Annotated in this window: 26 protein-coding genes; 17 read left to right on the top strand and 9 right to left on the bottom strand. The window is 64.5% G+C overall.

Annotation, left to right across the window (positions count from 1 at the left end; translation table 11 throughout):
- Window positions 1-80: 80 nt before the first annotated feature.
- Together CH271_RS12710 and CH271_RS12705 are read left to right on the top strand one after the other, a co-directional pair.
- Window positions 81-353 (top strand): acyl-CoA carboxylase epsilon subunit, encoded by a 273-nt coding sequence (locus CH271_RS12710; RefSeq protein WP_094633784.1) that lies wholly within the window; start codon window positions 81-83, stop codon window positions 351-353.
- 2 nt (window positions 354-355) lie between these two features.
- Entirely contained in the window at window positions 356-1,018 is a 663-nt protein-coding gene (locus CH271_RS12705) for a Maf family protein (RefSeq protein ID WP_256986391.1), read from the top strand.
- A gap of 48 nt (window positions 1,019-1,066) precedes the next feature.
- On the opposite strand, the gene CH271_RS12700 is transcribed toward CH271_RS12705, so the two are convergent.
- Window positions 1,067-1,510 (bottom strand): flavodoxin domain-containing protein, encoded by a 444-nt coding sequence (locus CH271_RS12700; protein WP_032397647.1) that lies wholly within the window; start codon window positions 1,508-1,510, stop codon window positions 1,067-1,069.
- A 114-nt stretch (window positions 1,511-1,624) separates the two neighbouring features.
- Entirely contained in the window at window positions 1,625-3,010 is a 1,386-nt protein-coding gene (locus CH271_RS12695; RefSeq protein ID WP_094633783.1) for a hypothetical protein, read from the bottom strand.
- Between the two features lie 155 nt (window positions 3,011-3,165).
- Here CH271_RS12695 and CH271_RS12690 point away from each other — a divergent pair, with 155 nt between their 5' ends.
- Entirely contained in the window at window positions 3,166-4,431 is a 1,266-nt protein-coding gene (locus tag CH271_RS12690; RefSeq protein WP_143546050.1) for a glycosyltransferase, read from the top strand.
- Between the two features lie 5 nt (window positions 4,432-4,436).
- On the opposite strand, the gene CH271_RS12685 is transcribed toward CH271_RS12690, so the two are convergent.
- Window positions 4,437-5,741: a hypothetical protein gene (locus tag CH271_RS12685; RefSeq protein ID WP_094633781.1), complete on the bottom strand. Its 1,305-nt coding sequence runs from the start codon at window positions 5,739-5,741 to the stop codon at window positions 4,437-4,439.
- A 611-nt stretch (window positions 5,742-6,352) separates the two neighbouring features.
- On the opposite strand from CH271_RS12685, the gene CH271_RS12680 reads away from it, so the two are divergent.
- The 9 genes from CH271_RS12680 to CH271_RS12640 all read left to right on the top strand — a co-directional run bounded on the left by CH271_RS12680 (window position 6,353) and on the right by CH271_RS12640 (window position 16,791).
- Complete coding sequence (locus CH271_RS12680; RefSeq protein WP_094633780.1) at window positions 6,353-7,801, top strand: condensation domain-containing protein; 1,449 nt, start codon at window positions 6,353-6,355, stop codon at window positions 7,799-7,801.
- A gap of 46 nt (window positions 7,802-7,847) precedes the next feature.
- Window positions 7,848-9,305 (top strand): condensation domain-containing protein, encoded by a 1,458-nt coding sequence (locus CH271_RS12675; RefSeq protein ID WP_094633779.1) that lies wholly within the window; start codon window positions 7,848-7,850, stop codon window positions 9,303-9,305.
- The gene (locus CH271_RS12670; RefSeq protein WP_179274867.1) at window positions 9,283-10,656 is read left to right on the top strand and encodes a condensation domain-containing protein; all 1,374 of its coding nucleotides are present in this window, start codon (window positions 9,283-9,285) and stop codon (window positions 10,654-10,656) included. Before CH271_RS12675 ends, CH271_RS12670 begins: the two co-directional genes overlap by 23 nt.
- 193 nt (window positions 10,657-10,849) lie before the next feature.
- Window positions 10,850-11,746 (top strand): sulfurtransferase, encoded by an 897-nt coding sequence (locus CH271_RS12665; RefSeq protein WP_037188058.1) that lies wholly within the window; start codon window positions 10,850-10,852, stop codon window positions 11,744-11,746.
- Entirely contained in the window at window positions 11,743-12,156 is a 414-nt protein-coding gene (locus CH271_RS12660; protein WP_037188062.1) for a SufE family protein, read from the top strand. Before CH271_RS12665 ends, CH271_RS12660 begins: the two co-directional genes overlap by 4 nt.
- Before the next feature lie 124 nt (window positions 12,157-12,280).
- Complete coding sequence (locus CH271_RS12655) at window positions 12,281-13,750, top strand: condensation domain-containing protein (protein WP_094633777.1); 1,470 nt, start codon at window positions 12,281-12,283, stop codon at window positions 13,748-13,750.
- 128 nt (window positions 13,751-13,878) lie between these two features.
- Window positions 13,879-15,675: an acetyl/propionyl/methylcrotonyl-CoA carboxylase subunit alpha gene (locus tag CH271_RS12650; RefSeq protein ID WP_094633776.1), complete on the top strand. Its 1,797-nt coding sequence runs from the start codon at window positions 13,879-13,881 to the stop codon at window positions 15,673-15,675.
- Window positions 15,676-15,682: 7 nt separating this feature from the next.
- Complete coding sequence (locus CH271_RS12645) at window positions 15,683-16,108, top strand: DUF1707 SHOCT-like domain-containing protein (protein ID WP_094633775.1); 426 nt, start codon at window positions 15,683-15,685, stop codon at window positions 16,106-16,108.
- Complete coding sequence (locus tag CH271_RS12640) at window positions 16,105-16,791, top strand: haloacid dehalogenase type II (RefSeq protein WP_094633774.1); 687 nt, start codon at window positions 16,105-16,107, stop codon at window positions 16,789-16,791. The genes CH271_RS12645 and CH271_RS12640 overlap by 4 nt, the downstream gene beginning before the upstream one ends.
- Window positions 16,792-16,797: 6 nt before the next feature.
- Here the strand turns inward: CH271_RS12640 and CH271_RS12635 are convergent, their stop codons facing one another.
- The 4 genes from CH271_RS12635 to CH271_RS12620 are packed head-to-tail and all read right to left on the bottom strand — an operon-like array spanning window position 16,798 to window position 18,931.
- Window positions 16,798-17,364 (bottom strand): AAA family ATPase, encoded by a 567-nt coding sequence (locus CH271_RS12635; protein ID WP_256986390.1) that lies wholly within the window; start codon window positions 17,362-17,364, stop codon window positions 16,798-16,800.
- Window positions 17,361-17,837 carry a DUF2306 domain-containing protein gene (locus CH271_RS12630; RefSeq protein WP_094633773.1) on the bottom strand — a complete coding sequence of 159 codons (477 nt, stop codon included), beginning with the start codon at window positions 17,835-17,837 and terminating at the stop codon, window positions 17,361-17,363. Before CH271_RS12630 ends, CH271_RS12635 begins: the two co-directional genes overlap by 4 nt.
- A gap of 27 nt (window positions 17,838-17,864) precedes the next feature.
- On the bottom strand, window positions 17,865-18,500 hold the full coding sequence (locus tag CH271_RS12625; protein ID WP_094633821.1) for a class I SAM-dependent DNA methyltransferase: 636 nt from the start codon (window positions 18,498-18,500) through the stop codon (window positions 17,865-17,867).
- A gap of 29 nt (window positions 18,501-18,529) precedes the next feature.
- Complete coding sequence (locus tag CH271_RS12620; protein WP_094633772.1) at window positions 18,530-18,931, bottom strand: VOC family protein; 402 nt, start codon at window positions 18,929-18,931, stop codon at window positions 18,530-18,532.
- A gap of 168 nt (window positions 18,932-19,099) precedes the next feature.
- Here CH271_RS12620 and CH271_RS12615 point away from each other — a divergent pair, with 168 nt between their 5' ends.
- Window positions 19,100-19,624, top strand: a complete 525-nt coding sequence (locus CH271_RS12615) for an alpha/beta fold hydrolase (RefSeq protein ID WP_094633771.1) — start codon at window positions 19,100-19,102, stop codon at window positions 19,622-19,624.
- Here CH271_RS12615 and CH271_RS12610 read toward each other — a convergent pair.
- Window positions 19,615-20,148, bottom strand: coding sequence for a nucleotidyltransferase family protein (locus tag CH271_RS12610; RefSeq protein ID WP_094633820.1), 534 nt, complete (start codon window positions 20,146-20,148; stop codon window positions 19,615-19,617). The two genes, CH271_RS12615 and CH271_RS12610, sit on opposite strands and share 10 nt — an antisense overlap.
- Window positions 20,149-20,326: 178 nt before the next feature.
- Between CH271_RS12610 and uraD (CH271_RS12605) the strand changes: the two genes are divergently transcribed.
- From uraD (CH271_RS12605) to pucL, 4 genes are read left to right on the top strand one after another with little or no spacing between them, the layout of a single operon-like run.
- The gene (gene uraD, locus CH271_RS12605) at window positions 20,327-22,231 is read left to right on the top strand and encodes a 2-oxo-4-hydroxy-4-carboxy-5-ureidoimidazoline decarboxylase (protein WP_037188082.1); all 1,905 of its coding nucleotides are present in this window, start codon (window positions 20,327-20,329) and stop codon (window positions 22,229-22,231) included.
- A gap of 10 nt (window positions 22,232-22,241) precedes the next feature.
- On the top strand, window positions 22,242-22,745 hold the full coding sequence (gene uraD / locus CH271_RS12600; protein WP_037188083.1) for a 2-oxo-4-hydroxy-4-carboxy-5-ureidoimidazoline decarboxylase: 504 nt from the start codon (window positions 22,242-22,244) through the stop codon (window positions 22,743-22,745).
- Entirely contained in the window at window positions 22,742-23,068 is a 327-nt protein-coding gene (gene uraH / locus CH271_RS12595) for a hydroxyisourate hydrolase (RefSeq protein WP_094633770.1), read from the top strand. The genes uraD (CH271_RS12600) and uraH overlap by 4 nt, the downstream gene beginning before the upstream one ends.
- Before the next feature lies 1 nt (window position 23,069).
- Window positions 23,070-23,990, top strand: coding sequence for a factor-independent urate hydroxylase (gene pucL / locus CH271_RS12590; RefSeq protein ID WP_094633769.1), 921 nt, complete (start codon window positions 23,070-23,072; stop codon window positions 23,988-23,990).
- Between the two features lie 10 nt (window positions 23,991-24,000).
- Here the strand turns inward: pucL and CH271_RS12585 are convergent, their stop codons facing one another.
- A complete protein-coding gene (locus tag CH271_RS12585; protein ID WP_037188088.1) occupies window positions 24,001-24,633 on the bottom strand; it encodes a DUF2461 domain-containing protein in 633 nt (210 codons plus the stop codon).
- Window positions 24,634-24,638 lie beyond the last annotated feature (5 nt).

The following is a 24,638-nucleotide window of genomic DNA, read 5'->3' as shown; positions in this document are numbered from 1 at the left end:
GGCCAGATCGTCACCGCCCTACGACTGCTCGAACGCAAACAAGTCACCCTCCCACCCAAGAAACACGGAAACATCCCACTATGAGCGAAGCGAATCATGACGCAGTGAGCGGCGAAGCGAATCATGACGAAGCGGTCTCCGCAACCCCCGCTGCCGTTCGTGTGGTGAAGGGCAATCCGAGCGACGAGGAACTCGCCGCGTTGGTGGCTGTTCTGACCGCTGCGCAGGGCGGATCGGAGTCGGCGGGCGATTCTCGTCCTCGCGAGCTCTGGGGTTCGCCGGAGTTGCTGCATCGCCGATTCGCACCTCAATCGGCGTATTCGTTTGCCGCATCGGGCCGTCACCCACGGTGACGGTGCGGTCCTCCGACGCTGCGCCGGGGCCTGTTCGTCTGGTCCTGGCGTCGGCGTCGCCTGCGCGCCTGTCGGTGCTACGTGGTGCCGGGGTGGAGCCGATCGTCCGAGTGTCGGGTGTCGACGAGGATGCGTTGACTGCAGAGCTCGGACCGTCGGCGTCTCCGGAAACGGTGGTCACGGAATTGGCTCGAGCCAAGGCTGCCGCAGTGGCCGAGACGTTCACGGATTCGACCGAGGATCTGGTGATCGTCGGCTGCGATTCGATGCTGGCCATCGGCGGGGAGCTGCACGGAAAGCCGCATTCGGTCGAGGTGGCGCGCGAGAGATGGCAGTCCATGGCGGGGAACAGCGGCGAATTGCTGACCGGCCACGCTGTGCTCCGAGTGACCGACGGGGTGGTCGTGGCGCAGGCTGCAGCGCACAGTTCGACAGTCGTGCATTTCGCGACGCCGTCTTCGGTCGACCTCGAGGCCTACCTCGACTCCGGTGAACCGTTGTCGGTGGCGGGGGCGTTCACGCTGGACGGGCTCGGCGGCTGGTTCGTCGACCGCATCGAGGGCGATCCGTCGTCGGTGATCGGGATAGGCCTACCGCTGGTGCGCACCCTGCTCACTCGTGTGGGTACGTCCCTGGCCGCGCTGTGGGACAGAAGCCCGTCCTGACCCTTGCGGCTCCGCCGGCCGCAGGGCCGCCGGTGCCGATTCCTGCTCTCAGGGCAGCAGGTCGATCAGTTCGCGAGCCCACTCCTCGGCCATGGTCTTCGGCCTGATGTTCGACGAGCTGTCGTGCCGAGCATGAGTACCCACCTGCTTGCCGCCGAGCTCGGTGAGCTTCTCTGCGATGATCTCGCCGCCGCGGTTGAAGGTGTCCTCGTAGACCCGGTCGCCGAGACCGAACACCGCGAACTGCAGTCCGGCCAGGTCCGGCGCGTCCTCGACGAGTGCTTCGAAGAAAGGTTCTGCACCAGTGGGGAGCTCTCCGTCTCCGTAGGTGGAGCAGATGACCACGTGGAAGTCGTCGGTGTCGATATCGGACACCTCGTACTCGAGCATGTCGCGTACCTCGGCGTCATGATCGCTGAGGACGTCCGCAATCTTGTCGGCGACCTCCTCGGCCGTACCGGTCTCGGACCCGAACAACACGACCACTGCCATGGATCGCTCCCCTTTCTCACACCTGCCCGAACACTCGAACAGTCGGAAAGCATAGCCTCACGGGCGATCCGGTCGAAAATCCGTCCTCGCCCGCAGTTGTGACTTGTCTCGAGGTCACCAGAATTCCGGCGTCAGGCCCCATCGATCGAACTCCGCCTCGACCAGCCCTCTCAGGTGTTCCTTGCTGGGAAAGCTGTCCGGATCGAGCCCGGTGACGCACAGGGTTGCGCGTTCGCCCGATTCGTTCCACCAGGCACTGACGCCACCGCCGGTGCGGCGCAGCAAGGCCACATCGGTGTTCTGCGTGATCGACCTCATCGCCACCGCGGTGGCGTCGACACCACCGATGGTGCGCAGTGCGACACCTCTGGCACCGAGATTCGAGCACAGGCACAGCGGTGCCGAGCCCGACGCGGCGAGTTTGGCCACGATCGCGTCGGGCAGCAACTGCATCAGCGGTTTGAGGAGCTCGAACGTCGTCGTGACCGTGCGATCGGCCTGGGTGCTGAATGCCTGCTTGCTCGACGCTCGAATTGCTCCGAGATCGTCGAGATACGCCGCTCCCGGGTCGACGTGGATCGAGACCCCGGACGTCGCGTTGGCCCGCCGATCTCCCACGGTCCTGGTGCTGACCGGGAGGGCGACGCGTACCCGGTCCTCCACCCCGACCCGGCCGCTCCCGGTCAGGATCCCGAGCACCACCGCGACCAGAAGGCTGTTGGAACTGCCGCCTTTGTTCGCCGCGGCAGCAGACCACTCGGCGGACAGGCAATCGACGACGACGGTGCTCGGCCTCCACGCCCCTTCCGCAGGGGCGACGATCACACGCGGACGGTCAGGGCCTGCACCCGTGCCGTCCGGTATTCCCTCGCTCGGCTCGGCGGACGCCGTGGTCCGTGCCCGTATCGCCTCCACCGCGGTGCGGCCGAGCACTCGGGCCGCACCCGAGAGCGCCGCACCGACGCGGCCGAGACCATCGGACAGATCGGCGCGGGTGACCGCCGCCGCGGACTCGGAACCGTGATCGAGCCCGACGCGTGCGAAATCGTCGGGCACTGCGTGTCCGGCCAGTGCGGCCGCAGCCGCGGAGGTGAGGGCACCGCCGTCGCCGACGACGTGAGAGCCGACCAACGACACGACCGTCCCGCCTTCTGCCACCGAGGTGGCCGACAACCGCCACGCCGGTCCCCCGATCGGGTCCAGCGTCACCGCGGCCTCGTCCTCGATCCACCTGTCGACCGCCGCGCGGGCGATCGGTGATCCGATGACCACGGGATCGGCGGGTCGACGCGCTGCTGTCCAACTGTCACGGGCTCCGGGCACCCGGGCCCGCCGAACCGATCGATCGATGGGGCCTGCGGCGAGCAATCGCCACATGGATCGGAGCGCGTCCGGTGCGACGGCGCGGTCGAACCTCCAGACGATCTGGTTCACCACGGGTACCCCGAGAACGCATTCCATGCGGAGGAACAGGTCGTCGTCGTACGTCAGTCTTTCCACTACGCGAGACTATCGCTGCACGAGTGCGGACGCAGGTGGGCCGCAAATGTGTTTCCCGCCATATGTTTTCCGAACCGGACTGGAACGGGCAGGACTGATAGGTTGAGGACGTTTTCCACGCCGACGCGACTGCGAGTGACCCTATGAAGTTCGTGATGCCATTCAACGGCAGTCGCGGTGACGTGACGCCGGGTATCGCACTCGGCGTCGAACTCGCGGATCGCGGACACGACGTGGTGTTCGGCGCACCGCCCAACCTGCTGGACTTCGCTCGCGCGAAAACGGCTGAGTCCGAACGCGTCAGCGTGGTCTCGTTCGGGCCCGACACCCAGCGTCTGTTGGAGTCGGAGTTGATCAGAGTGCGCATCAAGTCGCGTAACCCGCGGACCAGGATGGCGGCACTCGCGGAACTGGCCAATCACGGCTGGGATCAGATGACCGCCGAACTCGAGCAGATGGCCCAGGATTGCCACGGAATCGTCACCGGTTCGCTGGGGCAGGAGATGGCGTTCAACATGGCGGAGTCTGCGGGCAATGCCTTTGTGGCACTGCACTATTGCCCGCTTCGACGCAACGACGTCGTGCCCGTGACCCCGGGGGCCACGTTGCCGGGATACGTCAACCGATCGATGTGGGCGCTGGCGGAATCCATGCGCTGGAAGTCCATGAAGGCTCGCGAGAACGCGCAGAGAGTGTCCCTGGGCCTGGCACCGACCCGCAGTTCGCTGCCCGTTCGATCCGAACGCTACGGCGGAGTGGAGATTCAGGCCTACGAGTCGGCACTGTTCCCCGGGCTCGCCGAACAGTGGGGCCCGCACAGGCCGTTCGTCGGATTCCTGGGGCTGAGCGGCGCTCGCGTCGACGTCGATCCAGCACTGGAGACATGGCTGCAGGCAGGGTCCGCGCCGGTGTACTTCGGATTCGGCAGTATGCCCGTGCCCGATCCGACGGCACTGTTGCGCATGATCGAGAACGTGACCGGACGGCTGGGCGTGCGCGCTCTCGTCTGTGCCGGCTGGAGTGACCTGGTCGGTGCCGATTCTGTTGCTGCCCAGTCGAACTCGAACATCATGATCGTCGAATCGGTCGATCACACGAGCATTCTCCCGCGATGCCTGGCTGCGGTCCACCACGGTGGCGCGGGTACGACGGCTGCAACGGCGCGGGCCGGACTGCCGACACTCGTCTGCTGGTTCAGCGCCGATCAGCCGTTCTGGGGAGCCGCGCTGCGCCGGATCGGAGCCGGAACCAGCACGAAGTTCTCGACGTTGACCGAATCCGTTCTGCAGCAAGGCATTGCCGATATCACTACCGACCGTGCCAGGCAGGCGGCACGCCGACTCGCAGACGCCGTTGCCCCGACCGCAACAGCGGTGGCCGCAGCTGCCGACATCACCGAGGCGGCTGCGCGGAACCGCTGAGGCACTCACCAGAAGCGCGCGGTCAGTTCCCAACGATCCAGGGCCTCCGCCAGGTGGTCACGCAGCGCCTGGTCATCGACGAATCGATCGGGATCCATGGCGTGGACGGTCACGGTGACGCTCGCGTCCGTCTCGCACACCCACGCAGTCAGGCCACCGTCCAACGATCGCGCAAACGCGGCGTCGGCACCCGCGAAGGTCGCTCTGCCCGACACGGCCCGAGCTCGAATGCCGGCCACCGTGGTGAAGACCTCGGGCAGAACACCCAGGTTCGACGCCAGTCCTTCCGCGCCGTCACGCGGTTGCGGAACTCGCGCGACCACGGCGTCGGGCAGCATCTGCACGAGGGCCTGCGAGATGCCTGCGGGTGGTAGACCGGCAGCCTGCCTCGCGGCGAAGGCGGTGAACGCCGCTTTACTGGCTGCCCGAATCGTCGACAGATCGCGGTCGGCCGCGTCGGTGATGGGGACCTCGATCTTGACGATCTTGGTGGCGTTGGATCGAGTGTCGTCGACGGTGCGATCGCTGACCGGCAACGACCACTGCACCGAGTCTCCGATCGAGGCTCGCCCGGCCTGCAACGAGGCAGCCGTGAGGACCGCGATGAACAGGGAATTCGACGTGCCACCCCATCGCTGGGCGGCTGCCTTCCAGGCACCTGCATCCACCTCCGCCACCGCGTGAGGCGATACCCAGGCGGCGTCCACCGCCCCGGCCGTCGGCTGCGAGCGAGTCGGCCGCGAGCGCGGGACAGCTGCGTCCGGACCGGATCGGGCGGGAATCGGGAGCGCGGACGCAGCGGTGTTCACCAACCAGCCTGCAACGGACCCCACCTGGTCCGCGGCGTCTCGCAGGTCCGAGGCGATGGCCGCGATGCCGCCCGCGCTCGGAACCGGCCGAGATTGTTCGGACGGAGAATTCGCAGCAACGAACGCGGCGATCAGAGCGCCGCCGTCGGCGACCATGTGCGAAGCGACCAACGACAGCACCGTCCCACCGTTCGTCAACGGTGCCGCCGACAGCCGCCAACCGAGACCGGTCTCGGGATCGATGTCTCGATCGATGCGACCGTCGGCCCAGGCCGACACATCGGTGGATTCGATGAAGTGTGGGTGAAAATCCAGTGAATGGGAGACGTTCGATGCCACCCATCGATCGCGGGCAGTAGGCACCGTCGACGCGACCACTCGGCGCGCGAGCAGACCGTCGGACAGGTTGTCCCGTAGTTTTTCCAGGTCCACTCGCTGGACGGATTCGTCGAACCACCACAGGAACTGGTTGTAGACGGGATATCCGATGCCGTGATGCATTCGCAAGAATAGGTGATCGGCAAATCCAATTCGAGTCACGCGCCGAACCTACTACATCGAGGAAACAGGGGCGGTGGTGTCAATTCGCCACCATCAATGCATTCACATTCGGCAATACATGTACGGAAAAGGGGTCGGATGCACAGAAAAGGGTCCCGATTGTGTCCCGCACCATGTTCGGGCCGTTCAGTGGCGTGGGTCGTGTGTGGACCTCCGACACCGATCGCACCACACTCCGACTGTGATCTGTCATCACTATGACCAGCAAAATCAGTGATCCGATCGTAGGATACGACAATCGGACACACCGCCGACTGCTGATCGGAGCCCGGTGGGTCAAGACGTTCGGCAGTGAGAAGAATTACTTTTACGCGTCGCGAAATAATTTCACTTACGCCCTATCGTGTGTGCTGAACTCACTTCGGGTCGACGGCAATGACGTTGTTCTTTCAATGCGGAAAGCAGCAATCCAACAGCAAGCAGATAAACGACCGGTCCGCTGCACGAACACCGCTGACAGGTTTACACGATCGACTCGACCGTAATCGAACGTGCGAATACGAACCGACGCCGCACACCGCTGACCGAGCCCGGAACGGAAGAGGACTCCCATGGAATACACCGAACTCGCCGACTACCCCCTCCCCGCCGGTCGCCTGACCGAGTGGGTCCCCCGCGTCGACGACGACCGTTGGGCACCGGACCCCCGTGGGCTGTCGTTCACACACCAGGACCATTGCGAACGCAGCGCACCGGGCTCGTGGATCGGCACGGTGTTCGAGATTCATCGCCGCTACGACGTCGAGGCGGTGCGCGCAACGATCACCGCATACATGGGCCGTCACGAGGCATTTCGCACAAAGGTTCGGCGCGACGAGGAATCCGGTTCCTGGCTGCGCTACACCGCACCGACAGATGCGGTGCAGGTGATCGACCGGGCGCACACCGAACCCCGGACCGAGACTCAGGTCTTCAGCCATCTGCACTCCTGGTTCGGCGAAACCGTGTCCCCGACGGCATGGCCGCACTTCGTCCTCGCCACCATCGAACCGGACGATGCCTCACGCGCTCTCTCGAACGGTCCAGGAGAGTCGTTCCTGCTCGCGTTCGCCGCCGACCATTCGGTGATGGACGCCTACAGCCAGATCTATGCCATCAACGAGATCGACCGGCTCTACGCACACGCTCTCGAAGGCATCGACCCGGAGTTGCCCGAAGTTGGCAGCTACGTCGACTTCAGCCAGTCCGAGAGGACTCTCGGCGAGACGCTGACCGGTGACCACAGCGCCGTACGGACGTGGCAGGACTTCCTGGCAGTCGAGGACGGACGCTTTCCCGCGTTTCCGCTTCCGGTGTCGGTCGACCGTGCGCTCACCGGCACCGAACCGGCTGCGCAGAGCAGCATCTCGTCCTGGCTGCTGACCTCCGATCAATCGGACGCCTTCAATGCCGCATGCCGCGCAGGCGGGTACAACATGCAGGCCGGAATACTCGCCGCTCTGGCGCTGACGAACGTCCGCCTGTCCGGCCGCACGACGTTGCGCACCGTGATGCCGATGCACACCAGGGACGAACAGAAGTGGGCCGCGGCGGTCGGCTGGTACGTCGGAATTCTCCCGATGGAGATTCAGCTCGACAACGCACGCACGTTCGGGGAGGCGCTCGAGGCCGCGGCGACTGCAGGCGCAGCCAACAAGGGGTTGGCCCGGATGCCGTACTCCAAGATCGCCCAGATCCTCGAGTCGACGGAAATTCCCCGATTCGTGGTGTCCTACATCGATCTTCGATTCCTCCCGGACGCCGAGCAGTGGCAGGACCGTAAGGGCAGGGCTCTGCGGAGCAACTGCCACGCCGACGACGAGGTCTACTTCTGGGTCAACCGGACGCTGCAAGGGCTCAACATCTCCGCACGATTCCCCAGCTCGGACGTCGCATCCACCAACGTCCACCGTTTCATCACCGAGTTCGTCGCGGTGTTGACGGCAGTGATCGACTCCGACCGCGGTACCGATACGGTGCTCACGTCGGCCGCTCGGTCGGTGACAGTCGCCGCAGAGTGAGCGATGGAATCGGCCCGCGGCCCGTATCGAGGAGGATGAAGCGACGATGATCATCACCGCCATGGGTAGATGGAATCCCGCTCCCGGCCGGCTGTTGGAGTGGCACCCCACTTCGGCGGCCCGGGCGAGTGCCGAAGCGGCGCCTGTCGATTCGACTCCTGCCTCGTTCCTCCAGGAGGACCATCTCAAGGCTGCGTGGGCGGCCCGCGAACGCGGCGACCTTCATACCGCGTACACCGGGGTGGCAACCGAGATCGACGGTGACGTGGACACCGATGCGATGAGCCGCGCACTGGCCGCCTACGTATTGCGCCACGAGGGTCTTCGATGCTGGTTCGAGGTCGAGGGAAACGACGTCGTTCGGCGTCTCGCCCCACCCGAGGTCGCAGCGTTCGAGGTGTCCGACGCCGGAGAAACCACGGACGACGACGAATTCCAACGCTACGTACGTGGGCGCTTCTCGTCCGAGGCGACGGCCGACGTCTGGCCCGGATTCGTCGTCGGTGTCGTGGCCAGGCCCGGCAGCTTCACCTTGTACTACGGCGCAGATCACGCGTTCACCGACGGTGGCTCGCAGGCGTTGGTGATCAGCGAGTTGGCCGATCTGTACGCACTCGAGACCGGCGCGGACGTACCGGCTCCCGCAGAGGCAGGTAGCCATCTGACCTACGCCGCCGACGAGCGGGCTCGGGCCGCGACGTTCACGGCCGATTCTCCCGAAATCGCGGCCTGGCGAGACATTTTCACCCGACACGACGGCCGCATGCCTCGGTTCCCACTCGACCTCGGACTCGCGCCCGGCGAGAAAGCTCCGGTTCGCATCGTCGAACGCCACCTGTTGAGCAAGGAACCGACTGCTGCATTCGACGCCGCATGCAAGGCCGCCGGGGCCCGGATTAGCAGCGGCATATTCGCCGCCGTCGGGATCACCGACTTCGAATTGGCCGGAACCACCGACTACTTCGGGATCACCGTGCTCAGTACCCGGCACCACGGTGACTACGGACAATCCCAGGGGTGGTTCGTCAATTTCGCTCCGGTCGCGTTCGAGGTGGCAGGAAACGACAGGTTCTCCGACGTCGCGGCCGCAGCCCACCGAGGATTCGAGCAGGCCAAGCAGATCGCGGAGGCCCCGGTGCACGCCGTACTGGGCGCTCTGGCCGCCGACGGCACTCTCGGTAGCGAGTTGGCAGTGAGTCCGAACATGCTCTCGTACATCGACTTTCGCTGGTTCCCCGGCGTCGGGCGAGATGCGGACACACGCGCCGAACATTTCACCGGCGAGGGTTCGACTTCGAACGCGTCGATGTGGATCAACCGAGACGGTGAACACCTGTATCTGGTGGCCCAGACCCCCGATACCGACGTTGCCGCCGCAGCGGTGAAGCGGTACCACGATCATCTGGCGCAGGTGCTGGAAACCATTGCCCGCGAAGGTGATTACAGCCTGACGCCCGGCGATCTCGTTCAGGAGGCGGCCGGTGCGGGTCACCTCGATCACTGAGTACACCCCACGCGCGGGTGCAGTCGTCGAGTTCAACGCCGTCGTCACCGGGAATCCACAGCCGTCACCGGTTCCGCCGTCGTTCAACCAGCAGTTCCACCTCGGTGATCTGGACGAGGCCGAGCGCGTCTGGATAGCCGGAGCCTTCGAAGTGCAGGGCAACCTCGATACCCGAGCACTCGGGTGGGCCTTCGAGCACCTGATCGACCGCCACGACACTCTGCGCAGTTCCTTCGTTCGCGGGGTGGACGGAGTAGCGAGAACGCTCTACGAACCGGGTGCAGTCGAGATGAGGCAATCCACTCGAACCGCCTTCTCGTCGGCGTCGACACTCCGGGATCACCTCCGAAGCACGCTCGAACTACATTGCGATGCACGACGATTCCCGTCGTACACCTGCCTCGGAATCGATCGGCCGGATACCTCGACGATCCTGTGCGCTTTCGACCACTCCAACGTCGACGCCATGTCGATCGCAGTCGTTGTCGACGAGATCCACACCCTGTACGACGCCTACCGCCGCTGCCCGCCGAACCCGGAGACGGACCTGCCTCCGGTCGGTGGGTTCGTCGAATACTGCCGCGTCGAAGCTACCCGGCCGCTCGTCGATGCCACGGACGAGCGCATGGTGCGGTGGTCGAACTTTCTCACCGAGTGCGGGGGCACCACACCACGTTTCCCACTCGACCTCGGCGTCGCCGAAGGTGAAACCGCGCCTCAGGCAACGACTGTCACCTCCTTGCTCGACGCGCAGCACACCCTCGACTTCGAGCAGCTCTGCGCCCGTTCCGGAGCCGGAATGTTCGCCGGTGTCGTCGCTGCGATCGCACAGGCCTGCGCCGGCATCGGCGGACCGAGCCGCGTGCCGTTCCTGTTCCCGTTGCACACCCGCCATCAGCAGCAATTCTCGCGTGCACTGGGCTGGTTCACCACCAACGCTCCCATGACCGTGGAGGTCGAACCCGACCTCACCGACACGATCACCGCGGCCCACACCGCGTTTCGCGCGGCACTACCGTTGAGCAGCGTTCCGATCCCCCAGGTACTGAACAACCTCGGTGACGCGTTCACCCTGTCGCGTCGAGACGTGTTCATGGTGTCCTACATCGACTACACCAAGATCGGTGGCCACGAACGCTTCGACCGAACCGATGCACACCACATCAGCAATGCCACGGTGTCCGACGACGCACAGTTCTGGGTCTCCCGCACCGCATCGGGCCTGGCACTGCGGTCACGATTCCCCGACACTGCAACGGCACACTCGGTGATGGATGCGTTCACCGCGGAACTCGTCGCTCTCATGCGGACCTCGGCAGCGAAAGCCGAGAACGCTGCACTGACGCTCTGAGACCCCACTGAAGTCATTCCGCAGGCTCCACTCCCATCCCCTCAGGTCATTCCGCAGGCTCCACTCCCGCCATGGAAGTCATTCCGCAGGCTCCACTCCCGCCCCGCGACAGAGGTTCCGCATAGGATCGACAGTGCAGACCGTTCACCCCCGGGCGGGCCGCCAGCCGAATATCTTCCGTAGGAGCCGATACGTGCCTGTACCAACCGATTCCAACGCAACGTTCGCCGACTACGCGCATCCGGATCGTCTCGTATCGACCGAATGGCTGTCCGCTCATCTCGGTACCCCCGGTCTTCGCGTCGTCGAGTCCGATGAGGACGTGTTGCTCTACGACGTCGGCCACATTCCCGGCGCGGTCAAGATCGATTGGCATCTCGACCTCAACGATCCGGTCACCCGCGACTACATCGACGGCGAGCAGTTCTCGAAGCTGATGAGCCGCAAAGGCATCTCCAGAGAAGACACCATCGTCGTGTACGGCGACAAGAGCAACTGGTGGGCCGCGTACGCACTGTGGGTCTTCACTCTGTTCGGACATCAGGACGTCCGTCTCCTCGACGGCGGTCGCGACGCCTGGCTGTCGGAGAACCGCGACACCACCCTCGACGTGCCCGAGTTCCCCGCAACCGACTACCCGGTGATCGAACGCGACGACGCGCCCATCCGCGCGTTCGCCTCCGACGTCCTCGGCTCACTCGGAACGGTGCCGTTGATCGACGTTCGCTCCCCCGCCGAGTACACCGGCGAGCGCACCCACATGCCGGACTATCCGGAGGAAGGTGCATTGCGCGGAGGTCATATCCCCACCGCCGTGAGCATTCCCTGGGCCAAGGCAGCCGCACCGGACGGACGCTTCCGTTCTCGGGCCGAGCTGGACGAGATCTACTCCGACACCTCCGCCACCGACGACGTGATCGCGTACTGCCGCATCGGTGAGCGTTCGAGCCACACCTGGTTCGTGTTGACCCATCTGCTCGGGTACCAGTCGGTTCGCAACTACGACGGCTCGTGGACCGAATGGGGCAACGCCGTTCGCGTTCCGATCGCCAAGGGCGAGGAGCCCGGATCGGCTCCGGCCGCTCGATGAGCGCCCTGCCGGAATCCCTGGCCGAGATCGTCGAAGACTTCGCAGCGGTGGAGGGTCAGGACAAGCTGCAGCTACTGCTGGAGTTCAGTCGCGAACTGCCTCCACTGCCGGACCACCTTGCGCAGGACGCGATGGAACCGGTGCCGGAGTGCCAGTCTCCCCTGTTCCTGTCGGTGGATGCAGGCGATCCGGCGCGGGTCCGGCTATACTTCAGCGCCCCGCCGGAAGCTCCGACCACGCGGGGATTCGCCTCGATCCTGGCGCAGGGTCTCGACGGTCTCGGCGCTCAGGAGATCCTCGACGTACCGGACGACTTCTACTCGGCTCTCGGGCTGAGCGACGCGGTCAGTCCGTTGCGACTGCGCGGAATGTCGGCAATGTTGGCGCGGATCAAGCGTCACCTGCGTTGACGGGCGACGGCGCCGGTAGCGCGCCGTCGTCTTGATCGATACAACGGGTCGTCGTTAGACTCCGCGGCAGGGCCGCAAGGGCCCTGTCCCCCGATGCGTACGACGAAGGTTGGTTGCTGCCGATATGGAGTTCACGGAGTTGGCGGACTACGCGGTTCCCGCGGGCACGCTCACCGAGTGGATACCCAGCGTCGGCCCGCAGGCCCGCACTCCCGAGGCCGCAGGGTGGCATCCCGACGCCAGGCCGACGTCCTACGTCCACGAGGCGCACCTTCGTACGAGCCTGAGCAGTCCTCGTCGCGGTCGTGAATCATGGCTCGGCGCGGCCTTCGAAATCGCAGGCCCCCTGAACAAGCCCGCGTTTCGCCAGGCAGTTCTGAACTGGATCGACCGGCACGAGGCGATGCGTTCGAGCGCGTCGATCGACGAGGTGACGGGCGAGATGACGCGGGTGACGGCCGCGCAGGGTGCCATCGACATCTGGCAGGTCGAGCAGGAACGGTGCGCGCAATCGAGCGAGGTGTTCGAGCATCTGCAGTATCTGTTCGACGAGTTCACCTCACCTCTGATCTGGCCCGCCTACGCATTCGTGACTCTCGAACCGGTGGACGAGACGCGTCCGGTCACCGTGTTCTTCGCAGCGGATCACTCGATCATCGACGGTCTGTCCACGGTTCTGGTCGCCCACGAGATCGCTGCGCTGTACGGAGAGGAACTCGGTGGCGCGCCTGCCGGCCTGTTCGAGGCCGGCAGCTACCTCGACTTCGGGTCCTCCGAGCGCGAGAGGAACGCAGAGCTGGAACACTCGCACGACGCAGTGAGGATATGGCGAGATTTCCTCGTCGACGGCGAGGGTGAGCTACCCGCCTTTCCACTCGACATCGGCGATCCGAGCCCGGACGATCTGCCGCAGGGCGGTTTGTCCGCGTGGGTGCTCGATCCCGATCAGGCCGACTCGTTCTCGGTCGCGTGCCGCAAGACCGGACACAGCCTGTTCGCCGGGTTGCTCGCAGTGCTCGCCCTCACCGGCTCCGAACTGGGCGGCGGCACTCGTTTTCGCACGGTGACTCCGGTCCACACTCGCGACGAGCCCCAGTGGGCCTCCGCACTGGGCTGGTTCGTCGGACTGTGTCCGATCTCTTTCGACATCGCCGGTGCGGATTCGTTCGGCTCGGTGGTCGCGGCGGCCTCGGCCGAGGTGAAGAAGACCAAACCGATCGCCCGCGTTCCTCTCGATCGTGTGTTCACCACTCTCGGCTATTCGGCCCGCCCGCGTTTCGTCGTCTCGTTCATGGATGTGCGGTTCGCGCCTGCCGCCGAACACTGGCCGGACTGGAACGCCCGAGCGCTGCGCAGCAAGCAGTACCAGCACGACGTGTACATCTGGATCAACCGAACTCCGCAGGGAATCAACATCGCGGCTCGCTATCCCAACACCGAGCAGGCCACCGCGCGGGTTCACGAGTACATAGGTGCCTTCCGGAAGCTGTTGACCGATGTGGCGGACACCGGCACCGCTCGAATCCCTCATGCGGACGACGACCGATCCGAAATCGGACATACCGACACCGGACAGATCGCTACCAAGCAGTAGCTCACTGCGGCTCGCCGCCGATCCGCTGCAGCTGTGCGGACCGATTGCAGCGATGACAGCGCCGGTGCTTAGACTCCGACGTGACGTTCGTAACGAAGCACGCGAGAAATACATCTGTAGGAGGCTCAGTGCCCAGCCATGCCAGTGCTCAGATCACCAAGGTTCTTGTCGCCAATCGTGGTGAGATCGCGGTGCGGGTGATCCGGGCGGCCGCCGATGCCGGGTTGGCCAGTGTCGCTGTGTATGCCGAGCCCGATGCCGATGCCCCGTTCGTACGCCTTGCCGACGAAGCGTTCGCGCTCGGTGGGCAGACATCTGCGGAGTCGTATCTGGTGATCGACAAGATCCTCGACGCCGCCGCCAAGTCCGGGGCCGACGCCATCCACCCCGGCTACGGATTCCTCTCCGAGAACGCCGAGTTCGCTCAAGCGGTGATCGATGCAGGCCTGATCTGGATCGGACCGTCCCCGCAGTCGATCCGCGACCTCGGCGACAAGGTCACCGCCCGCCACATCGCCGCCCGCGCCAAAGCCCCGTCGGTCCCCGGCACGTCCGAGCCGGTCAAGGACGCCGACGAGATCCTCGCCTTCGCCGACGAACACGGTCTGCCGATCGCGATCAAAGCCGCGTTCGGTGGCGGCGGCCGCGGCATGAAAGTGGCCCGCACCCGCGAGGAAATCCCCGAGCTGTTCGACTCCGCCACCCGCGAAGCCGTCGCCGCGTTCGGGCGTGGGGAATGCTTCGTCGAGCGCTACCTCGACAAGCCGCGCCATGTCGAAGCGCAGGTCATCGCCGACACCCACGGCAACGTCGTCGTTGCCGGCACCCGCGACTGCTCCCTGCAACGTCGATTCCAGAAGCTCGTCGAGGAAGCACCGGCCCCGTTCCTCACCGACGCCCAGCGCAAGGAGATCCATTCGTCGGCGAAGGCCATCTGCCTCGAAGCCGGCTACTACGGTGCCGGCACGGTGGAGTACCTCGTCGGCCAGGACGGGCTCGTCTCGTTCTTGGAGGTCAATACCCGTCTGCAGGTCGAGCATCCCGTCACCGAGGAGACCTCGGGCATCGACCTGGTGCTGCAGCAGTTCCGCATCGCCAACGGTGAGGAACTGTCCATCACCGAAGATCCCGAGCCGCGGGGGCATTCGTTCGAGTTCAGGATCAACGGCGAAGACGCCGGGCGCGGGTTCCTGCCCGCCCCCGGACCGGTCACCACCTTCACCGCGCCGTCGGGGCCGGGTGTGCGGGTCGATTCCGGTGTCGAATCCGGCTCGGTGATCGGTGGCCAGTTCGACTCGATGCTCGCCAAGCTCATCGTCACCGGAGCCACCCGTGAGGAAGCGCTCGCGCGGTCGCGTCGGGCGCTCGCGGAGTTCACCGTCGAGGGACTTGCCACGGTCATTCCGTTCCACGCCGCGGTGGTCTCCGATCCGGCGTTCATCGGCGACGGGGAGTCGTTCTCGGTGCACACCCGCTGGATCGAGACCGAATGGGACAACCAGGTTCCCCCGTTCACCGCCGGGCAACCGCTCGACGAGGACGAGGTCCTGCCGCGTCAGTCCGTGGTCGTCGAGGTCGGCGGCCGCCGTGTCGAGGTGTCCCTGCCCGGGGAACTGTCCCTCGGTAACGGAGGTGGCGGCGGTGCTGCCGGTGCAGTACGCCGCAAACCCAAAGCCCGCACCCGCGGCGGTGCCGGAGCAGGCGCGGCATCCGGAGATGCGGTGACCGCACCGATGCAGGGCACCGTGGTCAAAGTCGCCGTCGACGAAGGCCAAACCGTCGACGCCGGTGACCTCATCGCCGTCCTCGAAGCGATGAAAATGGAAAACCCCGTCAACGCCCACAAAGCAGGCACCATCACCGGCCTGACCGTCACCGCAGGCGACGCCATCACCCAAGGCACCGTCCTCGCAGAGATCAAATGACGTAGCGATGTCCGAGATTCCGGAAATTCGGATCGGTACGGCCGATCGGGAGAAGGCCCTAGAGGCACTGAGTCTGCACTTCAGTGAGGGTCGGCTGACTGTGCCCGAATTCGACGAGCGCAGCGCCGTCGTTGCTTCGGCGACGACGCGTGGGGAGATCGACAAGGTATTCGTCGATCTCCCCGCTGCTTCGACGTCGCACACACCCGCCCAGCTCGGGAAGTCGCCGGCACCGACCGAGGGCGGTGCCGCAATCGATTGGCGCGCAGTGGTGATGCCCCTGGTCATCTTCGGTTCACTGGCATTGTTCTTCCTCACCGACTTCGATCAGAAGTGGCTCTTCTTCCTTCTCATTCCACTCGCGGGTGCGCTGCTGTCGGCAGGTGGCCATTCCAAGGACGAGAAAAAGAAGAAAAAGAAGAGGGATCGTTGAAGGCGCTTCTGTTCGATGTGTTCGGCACAGTGGTCGATTGGCGCACCAGCGTGGCCCGCGAGGTCGAATCCGTGTGTGGTCCCGGCGTCGACAGTCATGCATTCGCCGACCGCTGGCGCAGCCTGTATCAACCGGCGATGGAACAGGTTCGATCGGGCAGTCGACCGTTCACCCGGCTCGATGTACTCCATCTCGAGTCGCTTCGCGTCGTACTGTCGGAGTTCGACATTAGGCTCGACGAGAGTGATGTCGCGTCCTTGAATCACGCGTGGCATCGATTGGATCCGTGGCCGGACTCGGTGCCAGGGCTCACGCGACTGCGTACCGATTTCATCATCGCCCCGCTCTCCAACGGCAACATCTCGTTGCTGTTGGACATGGCCAAGAATGCCGGACTGCCATGGGACGCGATCCTCGGCGCAGAACCGGTACAGACGTACAAGCCCCTGCCCGACGCGTATCTCCGCACCGCGGACATTCTGGGTCTTCAGCCGAGCGAGTGCATGATGGTCGCCGCACACAACAGTGACCTCGCTGCCGCTGCCGACTGCGGCTTCGCAACGGCATTCGTCGCCCGTCCGCTCGAACACGGGCCGAGTCAGACCACCGACCTCGCCGCGGAATCCGACTGGACTCACAGCGCCGACTCGATCGCTTCTCTCGCAACGCAATTGGGCTGCTGACGACAGTTATCGGGTCAGAGGAATCAGCTGGTGCGCAATCCACGCGTCCACGTCCCGATGCGAACGGAAGCGAACAATCGTCAGCTCCGGGCGGCGCACACTCAGTTGCTGCACTCGCTCGGTAGTCGACCGGTACGTGTTCCATGCCCATCGAACGACATGGTCGCGGTCGAAGAGGATGCGATGCAGTGACGGTTCGAAGTTGCCGTTCCACAGCTCGCGCCCACCGAGCCTGCGGCGTAGCGTCCGAATCATCACCTGCCGCATGACTGTTCGACGTGGCAAGTCGAGCCACAAGAGTAGATCCGCACGATCTGCGAGGCGATCGCGCACAACGCCGTACTGCCACTCGGTGACCCACGACGGGCGTGCGATGAACTCCGCCACGTCGGACTCGAACGTCGCACGCGGCGTCCAATTCGGCCCGTGATAGAGGCTGTCGATCTCAATATGTTCGATTCCCAGAATCGATCCGAGACGGGCAGACAGCGTCGTTTTCCCGGAACCGGACGTCCCGGCAACGACGATCCTCGAGGGGCGACGGGACACTGCATCGTTCGGTCCGAGAATCACGGAGACGACGGTAGCGAATCGTGGAAGCCGATCGGTCGTCGACTACGTCGGACGATAGCCACGATCCCGACCATCAGGGGCAACTGCAGAAAGACGATGGCATTGAGTGCGTCGTTCGGAAGAGGCAGACGGTCGAAGAACTGGGCCGTTCCGGTCACGATCAGCACCAGATAGGACAGTTGCATCGACAGCATGTGCCGCCGCACCCAACCCGTACGAGAGCGCCCGAACACGGGCTGGCACCAGCCGAACAGCACCAGCGCGGCTGTCAGGATCGAGACCGCGTGGAACACGCTCCATCCGTCACCGATCTCGGTGACGAAGAAGGACGCCACGATCATCACCAGAATCGCTACGACGTAGGTGCGTCCACACACCCGATGAAAAACGGTGCCTTTGCGGGCGAACAGAACCACTGCTCCGACCAGAACGGACAGCACTGCGGCCGACGTGTGGATCACCGTGATCGACATCGACAGCCACCTTTCGCCCAACCGACGCTACCGGTCGTCGGGTCCGACGGTGTTCCTTTTACGTGCTATCAGAAATGCCTGCGATGTCGACTCGTATCCCATCGGAGCACGATGCACGCGCACGTCCACCTCGAAGTCGGCCTCGACGAGCATGCCCACGACCGCGTCGGGGTCGAGTCGGTACGCGTCGTACGAGACCGAGTGTCCATAAACATGTTCGAGTCGCACTCGCTCGTTGCCGGATTGAAACGCCAGTAGCAGTGGCCCGTTGGGCGTCAGCACTCGATGCAGTTCGGCGAACACCGCAGGCAGCTGCGTGGGAGGAGTGTGGATGATCGAGTACCAGGCGACGATCCCGGCAACGGAACTGTCCCCCGCGTCCAACGCCTCCATCGATCCGACACCGAATCGCAGGTGCGGATGTTCGCGCCCAGCAACCTCGATCATGTTGGGCGACAGATCCATCCCCGCTACGTCGAGGCCGAGGCGGTACAGCTGCTCGGTGATGCGGCCGGATCCACACCCCACCTCCAGCACCTGTCCGCTCGTAACCCGGGCTGCGAACGTAGCCAACAATCCGTGCTCGAGATGTCGGCCGTCGAGTTCGTCGCGAACGATGTCTGAGTAGCTCTCGGCAACGGTGTCGTAGGCAGCTCTCGTCATCGAAACATGCTGTTGCTCGGCCACAGTGGCTACGGTACCGGCTCACCTGGCGTCGGCAGGTACGAGTGCGTCAGCATCTCGAAGAAGTGCCCGGTCGGGTCGCGGAAATACACTCCGCGGCCTCCGTGGTCGGTGTTGACGGTGCCGGGTTCGGTCATCCGAGGGTCGGCCCAGTGTTCGACGCCCCGGTTCACCAGCCTGGTGTAGGCCGCGTCGAACAGATCGTCGCTGACCCGAAACGCATAGTGCTGAAACTGAATATCGTCGAAGGGGGGCTCGGCGAATTGGATGAGGGTTCCATCGGTGAGTTGCACGTTGACGAACGGCCCCCACGACGGCACTTCCGGAAGAGCGAACAGCTCGCGAAAGAACGCCGCGGAATCGGAGCTGTTCTTTGCAACGACGATGGTGTGATCGAACGAAATGGACATGCGCTGCCTCCTGGGCAGTACGACGCCTCCATGCCTGACGCAGTCCGTCATCGACACGCGACGCTGCCGACGATGCTCGCACGGCGCCCGAATCCGAGTCAACCGGTGAATTCACGACCGCAGTTCGGTCATCTTCGATGACACCATTGCCGAGGAAAGGACCCCAGCATGGTCGGCCGACTTCTGTTCGTTCACGGTGCCGGCGGATTTGTCGACGACGCACCGCTGGCCAACGGGCTTGCGAGGGCTCTGCATCTCGATGTTCGGATGCCGGAGCTGTCCGACACCGCCATGGGTTTCGAGGACTGGGCCGGACCGGTTCGGCAACACCTGGACAGGCTCGGACCGGAGGATTCGGTGGTGGCGCATTCCTTCGGCGCATCGATCCTCGTCGGGGTCCTGGCAGAACATCGCCGCCGATGGCCCCTGCAGGCCACTCTGCTGGCGATGCCGGACTGGACTCCGTGTGGGTGGGACGTTGCCGACTACGCGTTCACCGACCCGGAACCCGAGACCGACCTGACGCTCGTCCATTGCCGGGACGACGACGTGGTTCCTGTTTCTCACCTGGCGCTGAACTCGACGGCTCTCCCGTCGGCGACAGTGATCGAGTTCCCGACCGGTGGTCACCAGTTCGACGGCATGATCGACGCCGTTGCCGTCGAAATTCTCGGACCGGCCGCTCACCGATAGTCGTGGTCGATTCCCGTTGCCCATTGCGAACATTCGACGGCAGTCACGTCGTCTCTTCCCCGCAGGAAGTCCCGGGCACCGGCGTCTCCCGACGCCGATGCCACGGCTGCGTCGACGTGTCGACGCGCCAGAACGACCGGATGTCCGGGACGGCCGTCGAACACGGCCCTGGCAAGACCTGTTTCCCGCGCTGCGGCGAGTACTGCCTGCACCACCTCGGGTCCCACGTCCGGCGTATCGACCACGTGCACAACCGCGTAGTCCGCGTCCGACGCCGCCGACAGCCCGGTGATGAAGGAGACGCTCATGCCCTGGTGCCAGTCGGGTGTGTGCACCGCGATCACGCCGTCGGGCACGGGCGCATCCGCCGCGCCCAGCACCACGAACACGCGATCACAGCCGCCGTCGCGCAATGCCTGCACCGCCGTCCTCAGCCACAGCCCGTCGTGGGCGAGGACTTTGGGCGATCCGTATCGCGTTCCGGCACCGGCGGCGAGTAGCACTCCGACGGCAAGGTCCGACACGGTCGCTCCTTTCACTGGTGGGTGCAGTCTTGGATGTTCGCACAACGTCCACGTCGAGTACGACCCGAAGTTTGTGCTCGCTCGACTAGCGAGGATAGGCGTGATGGCTGATTCTTAGTGCACTTCTCCTGCAGCGTCGCAGGAATCCTGCCCTGTTGCTTCCGCGAGGTGCCCACCCATGTCCGTCAAGCCCACCACACGCAAACGTGTCCATCCTGTCGACGAAGTGCTCCCCGTTCCGAAACTTGCCGCCTACGGGTTTCAACATGTCGTCGCGTTCTACGCAGGCGCGGTCTTGGTGCCGATCATCATCGGCAGCGCGATCGGACTGACCAACGAGCAGTTGATTCACCTGATCAATGCGGATCTGTTCACCTGCGGCATCGCGTCGATCATTCAATCGGTCGGATTCTGGAAGATCGGTGTCCGTCTGCCGCTCCTGCAGGGCGTGACGTTCGCCGGTGTCTCTCCGGTGATCGCGATCGCGATGGCGAACGGCGGCGGCACCGAGGGGTTGCTGTACGTCTACGGTGCCGTCATCGTCGCCGGGCTCGTCACGTTCTTCATGGCGCCGTACTTCAGTAGGCTGCTGCGCTTCTTCCCACCGGTGGTGACCGGCACCGTCATCACGATCATCGGTGTGGCGTTGCTCCCGGTGGCCGTCAACGATGCGGTGACCAATCCTGCTACTCACGAACAGGATCCGACCAACGGACGGTGGATGGCCTACGCGATCGGCACGCTGCTGATCATCGTGCTGATCCAACGATTCTTCAAGGGCTTCATGGCCACCATCGCCGTGCTTCTGGGTCTGGTGATCGGCAGCGCCGTCGCATTCGCGTTGGGAGACATGAACTTCGACGGCACCTCCGACGCGTCCTGGATCGGCTTCACGCAGCCCTTCCTGTTCGGTGTGCCCAAATTCAGTGTCATCGCGATCATTTCGATGATCGTCGTCATGCTGATCATCGCCGTGGAAACCACCGGCAGTGTGTACGCGACGGGTGAGATCGTCGGCAAGCGCATCAAGAAGGACGACATCGCAGCAACCCTGCGCGCGGACGGAGTGGCCACCGTCATCGGCGGTACGTTCAACTCGTTCCCGTACACGGCCTTCTCCGAGAACGTCGGCCTGGTGCGCCTGACCGGCGTGCGCAGCCGTTGGGTGGTGGCCACGGCAGGCGGCATCATGATTCTTCTGGGCCTGCTACCCAAGACGGCAGCCGTCGTGGCATCCATTCCGCCGCCGGTGCTCGGCGGAGCCGCGCTCGCCCTGTTCGCGACCGTCGCCGTGGTCGGAATCCAGACCCTGTCGAAGGTGGACTTCACCGATCACCGCAACCTGATCATCGTCGCCACGAGCCTCGGTCTCGCGATGCTCGTGACCATTCAACCGACGGTCTCCGAGGGTGTGCCCGCCTGGCTCGAAATGTTGTTCGGCAGTGGCATCGTTCTCGGCGCGGTCTCGGCAATCGTGCTCAACGTCTTGTTCTTCCACATCGGCAATCGTGGGCAGGCCGTCGCCGGTGGTCCGGGTAAGGGCATCACCCTCGACAAGGTCAACGAGATGTCCTCCGAGGACTTCGCTGCCACGTTCGGGGGCTTGGTGCAGGGCACGCCGTGGGTGGTCGAACGCGCCTACCAGCAGCGGCCTTTCGCCGATGCACACGGTCTGCGCGAGGCGTTCCAGGAGGCACTGTTGGCCGGCACCACCGAGGAACAGATCGAGCTGATCAACAGCTACCCCGATCTCGGTAGCGAGGACGCCACCGGCACCCTCAACGCAGCGGACCACGTCGGCCTGTCCAACCTGGAGGAGGACGAGCACGACAACATCGTCCAACTCGCCGCCGAATACCGCGAGCACTTCGGCTTCCCGCTGGTGATCTGTGCACGGGAGACGGAGCGTTACGATCGAGTCCTGGCCAACGGGTGGTCGCGCGTCGAGAACGCACCGTCGGCGGAGCGGTCGTTCGCGATGATCGAGATTGCCAAGATCGCGAACTACCGATTCGACGATCTCGTGGCCGATGCCAACCCGATCGCCGCCGCGCGGTTCGGGCGCATCAACGACTTCAGATAGCGAGCGAGATGTGCTGCACGAATGGATAGGGCTCGACGGGTTCAATCGACTCAGTGATCGGCAGGCGATGCATGCTCTCTACGAGTGCTGCGCATCGTCGATCTGGGCCCGTCGAGTGGCCCAGGGTCGCCCCTTCGACAGTCGAGACCTGCTGTTGGACAGAGCAGATCGAGTGCTCGCCGAGCTACCCGAGGCGGAGATCGACCACGCGCTCGACGGCCATCCACGGATCGGAGGTAAGGCCGACAACCCGTCTTCGAAACGTGAGCAGGCTGCGGTGACGACGGCGGGTACCGAGGTACGCGAGAAGTTGGCGGCGGGAAACCGTGCGTACGAGGAGAAGTTCGGGCACGTCTACCTGGTGTGCGCCACCGGCAGATCCGCGGAGGACCTGCTCGCTATCCTCGAGGAGAGGCTCGACAACGATGCCGAAACCGAAAGACGGGTGCTCCGCGTGGAACTGGCCAAGATCAATCGAATTCGCCTCGGCCGCATGCTGGGTCCGGAGCAGTGACCGGGCTGTCGACGCACGTACTCGACGCCACCTCGGGAACACCCGCGGTGGGAATGCGGGTGCGGCTGTTCCACCCCGATAAGGGCGAGATCTCCACCGCCACCACGGACGGGGACGGACGCATCGGGGAAGTCGTACCGGGGCCGATCGATCCGGGCATATACCGACTCTCCTTCGACACCGGCGACTATTTCGAGGCGACGAAGACACCGAGCTTCTACCCCGAGGTGTCGATCTCGTTCACCGTCACCGATCCCGATGCTCACTATCACGTCCCATTGCTGTTGTCCCCCTTCGCTTATTCGACCTATCGCGGGAGCTGACATGACCGACCTGACCGGAAAGATCGTCCTCGGATCCAATCAGTACGGCAAGGCGGAGAACCGCGTGGTGCGGATCTATCGGGACTCGCCCCGGCACGAGATCCATGACATCAACGTGTCGAGCGCTCTGCGTGGCGATTTCTCTCCCGCGCATCTGGTGGGCGATCAATCCAATGTGCTTCCCACCGACACCCAGAAGCAGACCGCCTACGCGTACGCCAAGACCAAGGGCCTACTGCACCTGGAGAGTTACGGCCTCGATCTGGCTCGTCACTACGTCGACGACGTGGCGCCCGTCGACGGTGCCCGCATCGAACTCGAGGAATACGCCTGGGCTCGGGCGGTGATCGACGGCGTCGAGCACGATCACACGTGGACACGCAAGGGAGAGGAGATCCGTACGTCGGCGGTGACCGTCGAGGGCAAGGGCGACGCGCAGCAGACGTGGGTGATCAGCGGCTTCAAGGAGATGGTGATCCTCAAGTCCACGGGCTCGGAGTTCCACGGATTCCTCGAGGACGACCTGACGATTCTCGAGCCCACGACCGACCGGGTGATGGCGACATCGCTGACAGCGCAGTGGCGGTACACCACCACCGACGTCGAGTGGGACGCCGTCTATGCGGGCGTGAAGGCGGCCATGATCGAGCGGTTCGCCAATCTACAGTCGCTGGCCCTCCAGCAGACCCTCTACGCCATGGGCGAGGCGGTGCTGGAGAAGTATCCGTTCATCGCCGAGATCACCATGTCCGCACCGAACAAGCATCACTTCGTCTACGACCTGGGCAAGTTCGGCATCGAGAACAATCTCGAGGTGTTCAACGCGGACGATCGGCCGTACGGTCTGATTCAGGCAACCGTCGAACGCGAGGATGCCCCGGACGCTGGAAGTGCTTGGCGGACATACTCTGTCGTCGGATAGTGCGCTGAGTTCACGTGTGCAGTGCCGCAGTCCACTCCACCAACGGTGCGAGAGCACGCCAGGCATCGCGCACCTTCGTCGCGGCCTTGGGTGTCTCGAGCCACGCGGGTGAGCCGAAATGCTTGCCCGCGGTGAGTGACTTGTGGCGCAAGAGGTCGATGCGCGGGTGGTCGAGCTCGTATCCCCGCGGCTTGGTCTTGAGCTTGTCGCCGCCGATCTCGTATCCGGCCTTGGTCAACGTCGCCAAAATCCGCTCGAGCTCGGCTCCGCGGACGTCGTCGTCGACGGTGCGGCGGTAGCGGGCAACGCCGTCGGTCGAGGAGTTGTAGAAGCCGCCTGCGACGAACAATCCGGCGGGGTCGATCTGGACGTAGTAGCCCAGGCTGTCGCCGCGAGCGACGAATCCGCCCTGATGGGTCTTGTACGGGGTTTTGTCCTTCGAGAAGCGAACGTCACGGTAGGGGCGGAAGACCTTGGCAGTACCGAACTCCGGTTCGAGTGTCGCGAGCAACGCGGTCATCGGTCCCTTGACCGCATTGTCGTAGACATCCTTGTGCTCGCTCCACCAGAGCTTGCTGTTGTCGGCTTCGAGGTCCTCGTAGAAGTCCAGGGCCGCGAAGGGTATTCCGGTGAAGCCAGTCATCGTTC

Origin of the sequence: Rhodococcus sp. 05-340-2, assembly GCF_002258915.1 — a bacterium.
GTDB lineage: Bacteria > Actinomycetota > Actinomycetes > Mycobacteriales > Mycobacteriaceae > Rhodococcoides.
Note: the sequence above shows the minus strand (reverse complement) of the source record. Positions and strands in the feature narration are given on the sequence as shown.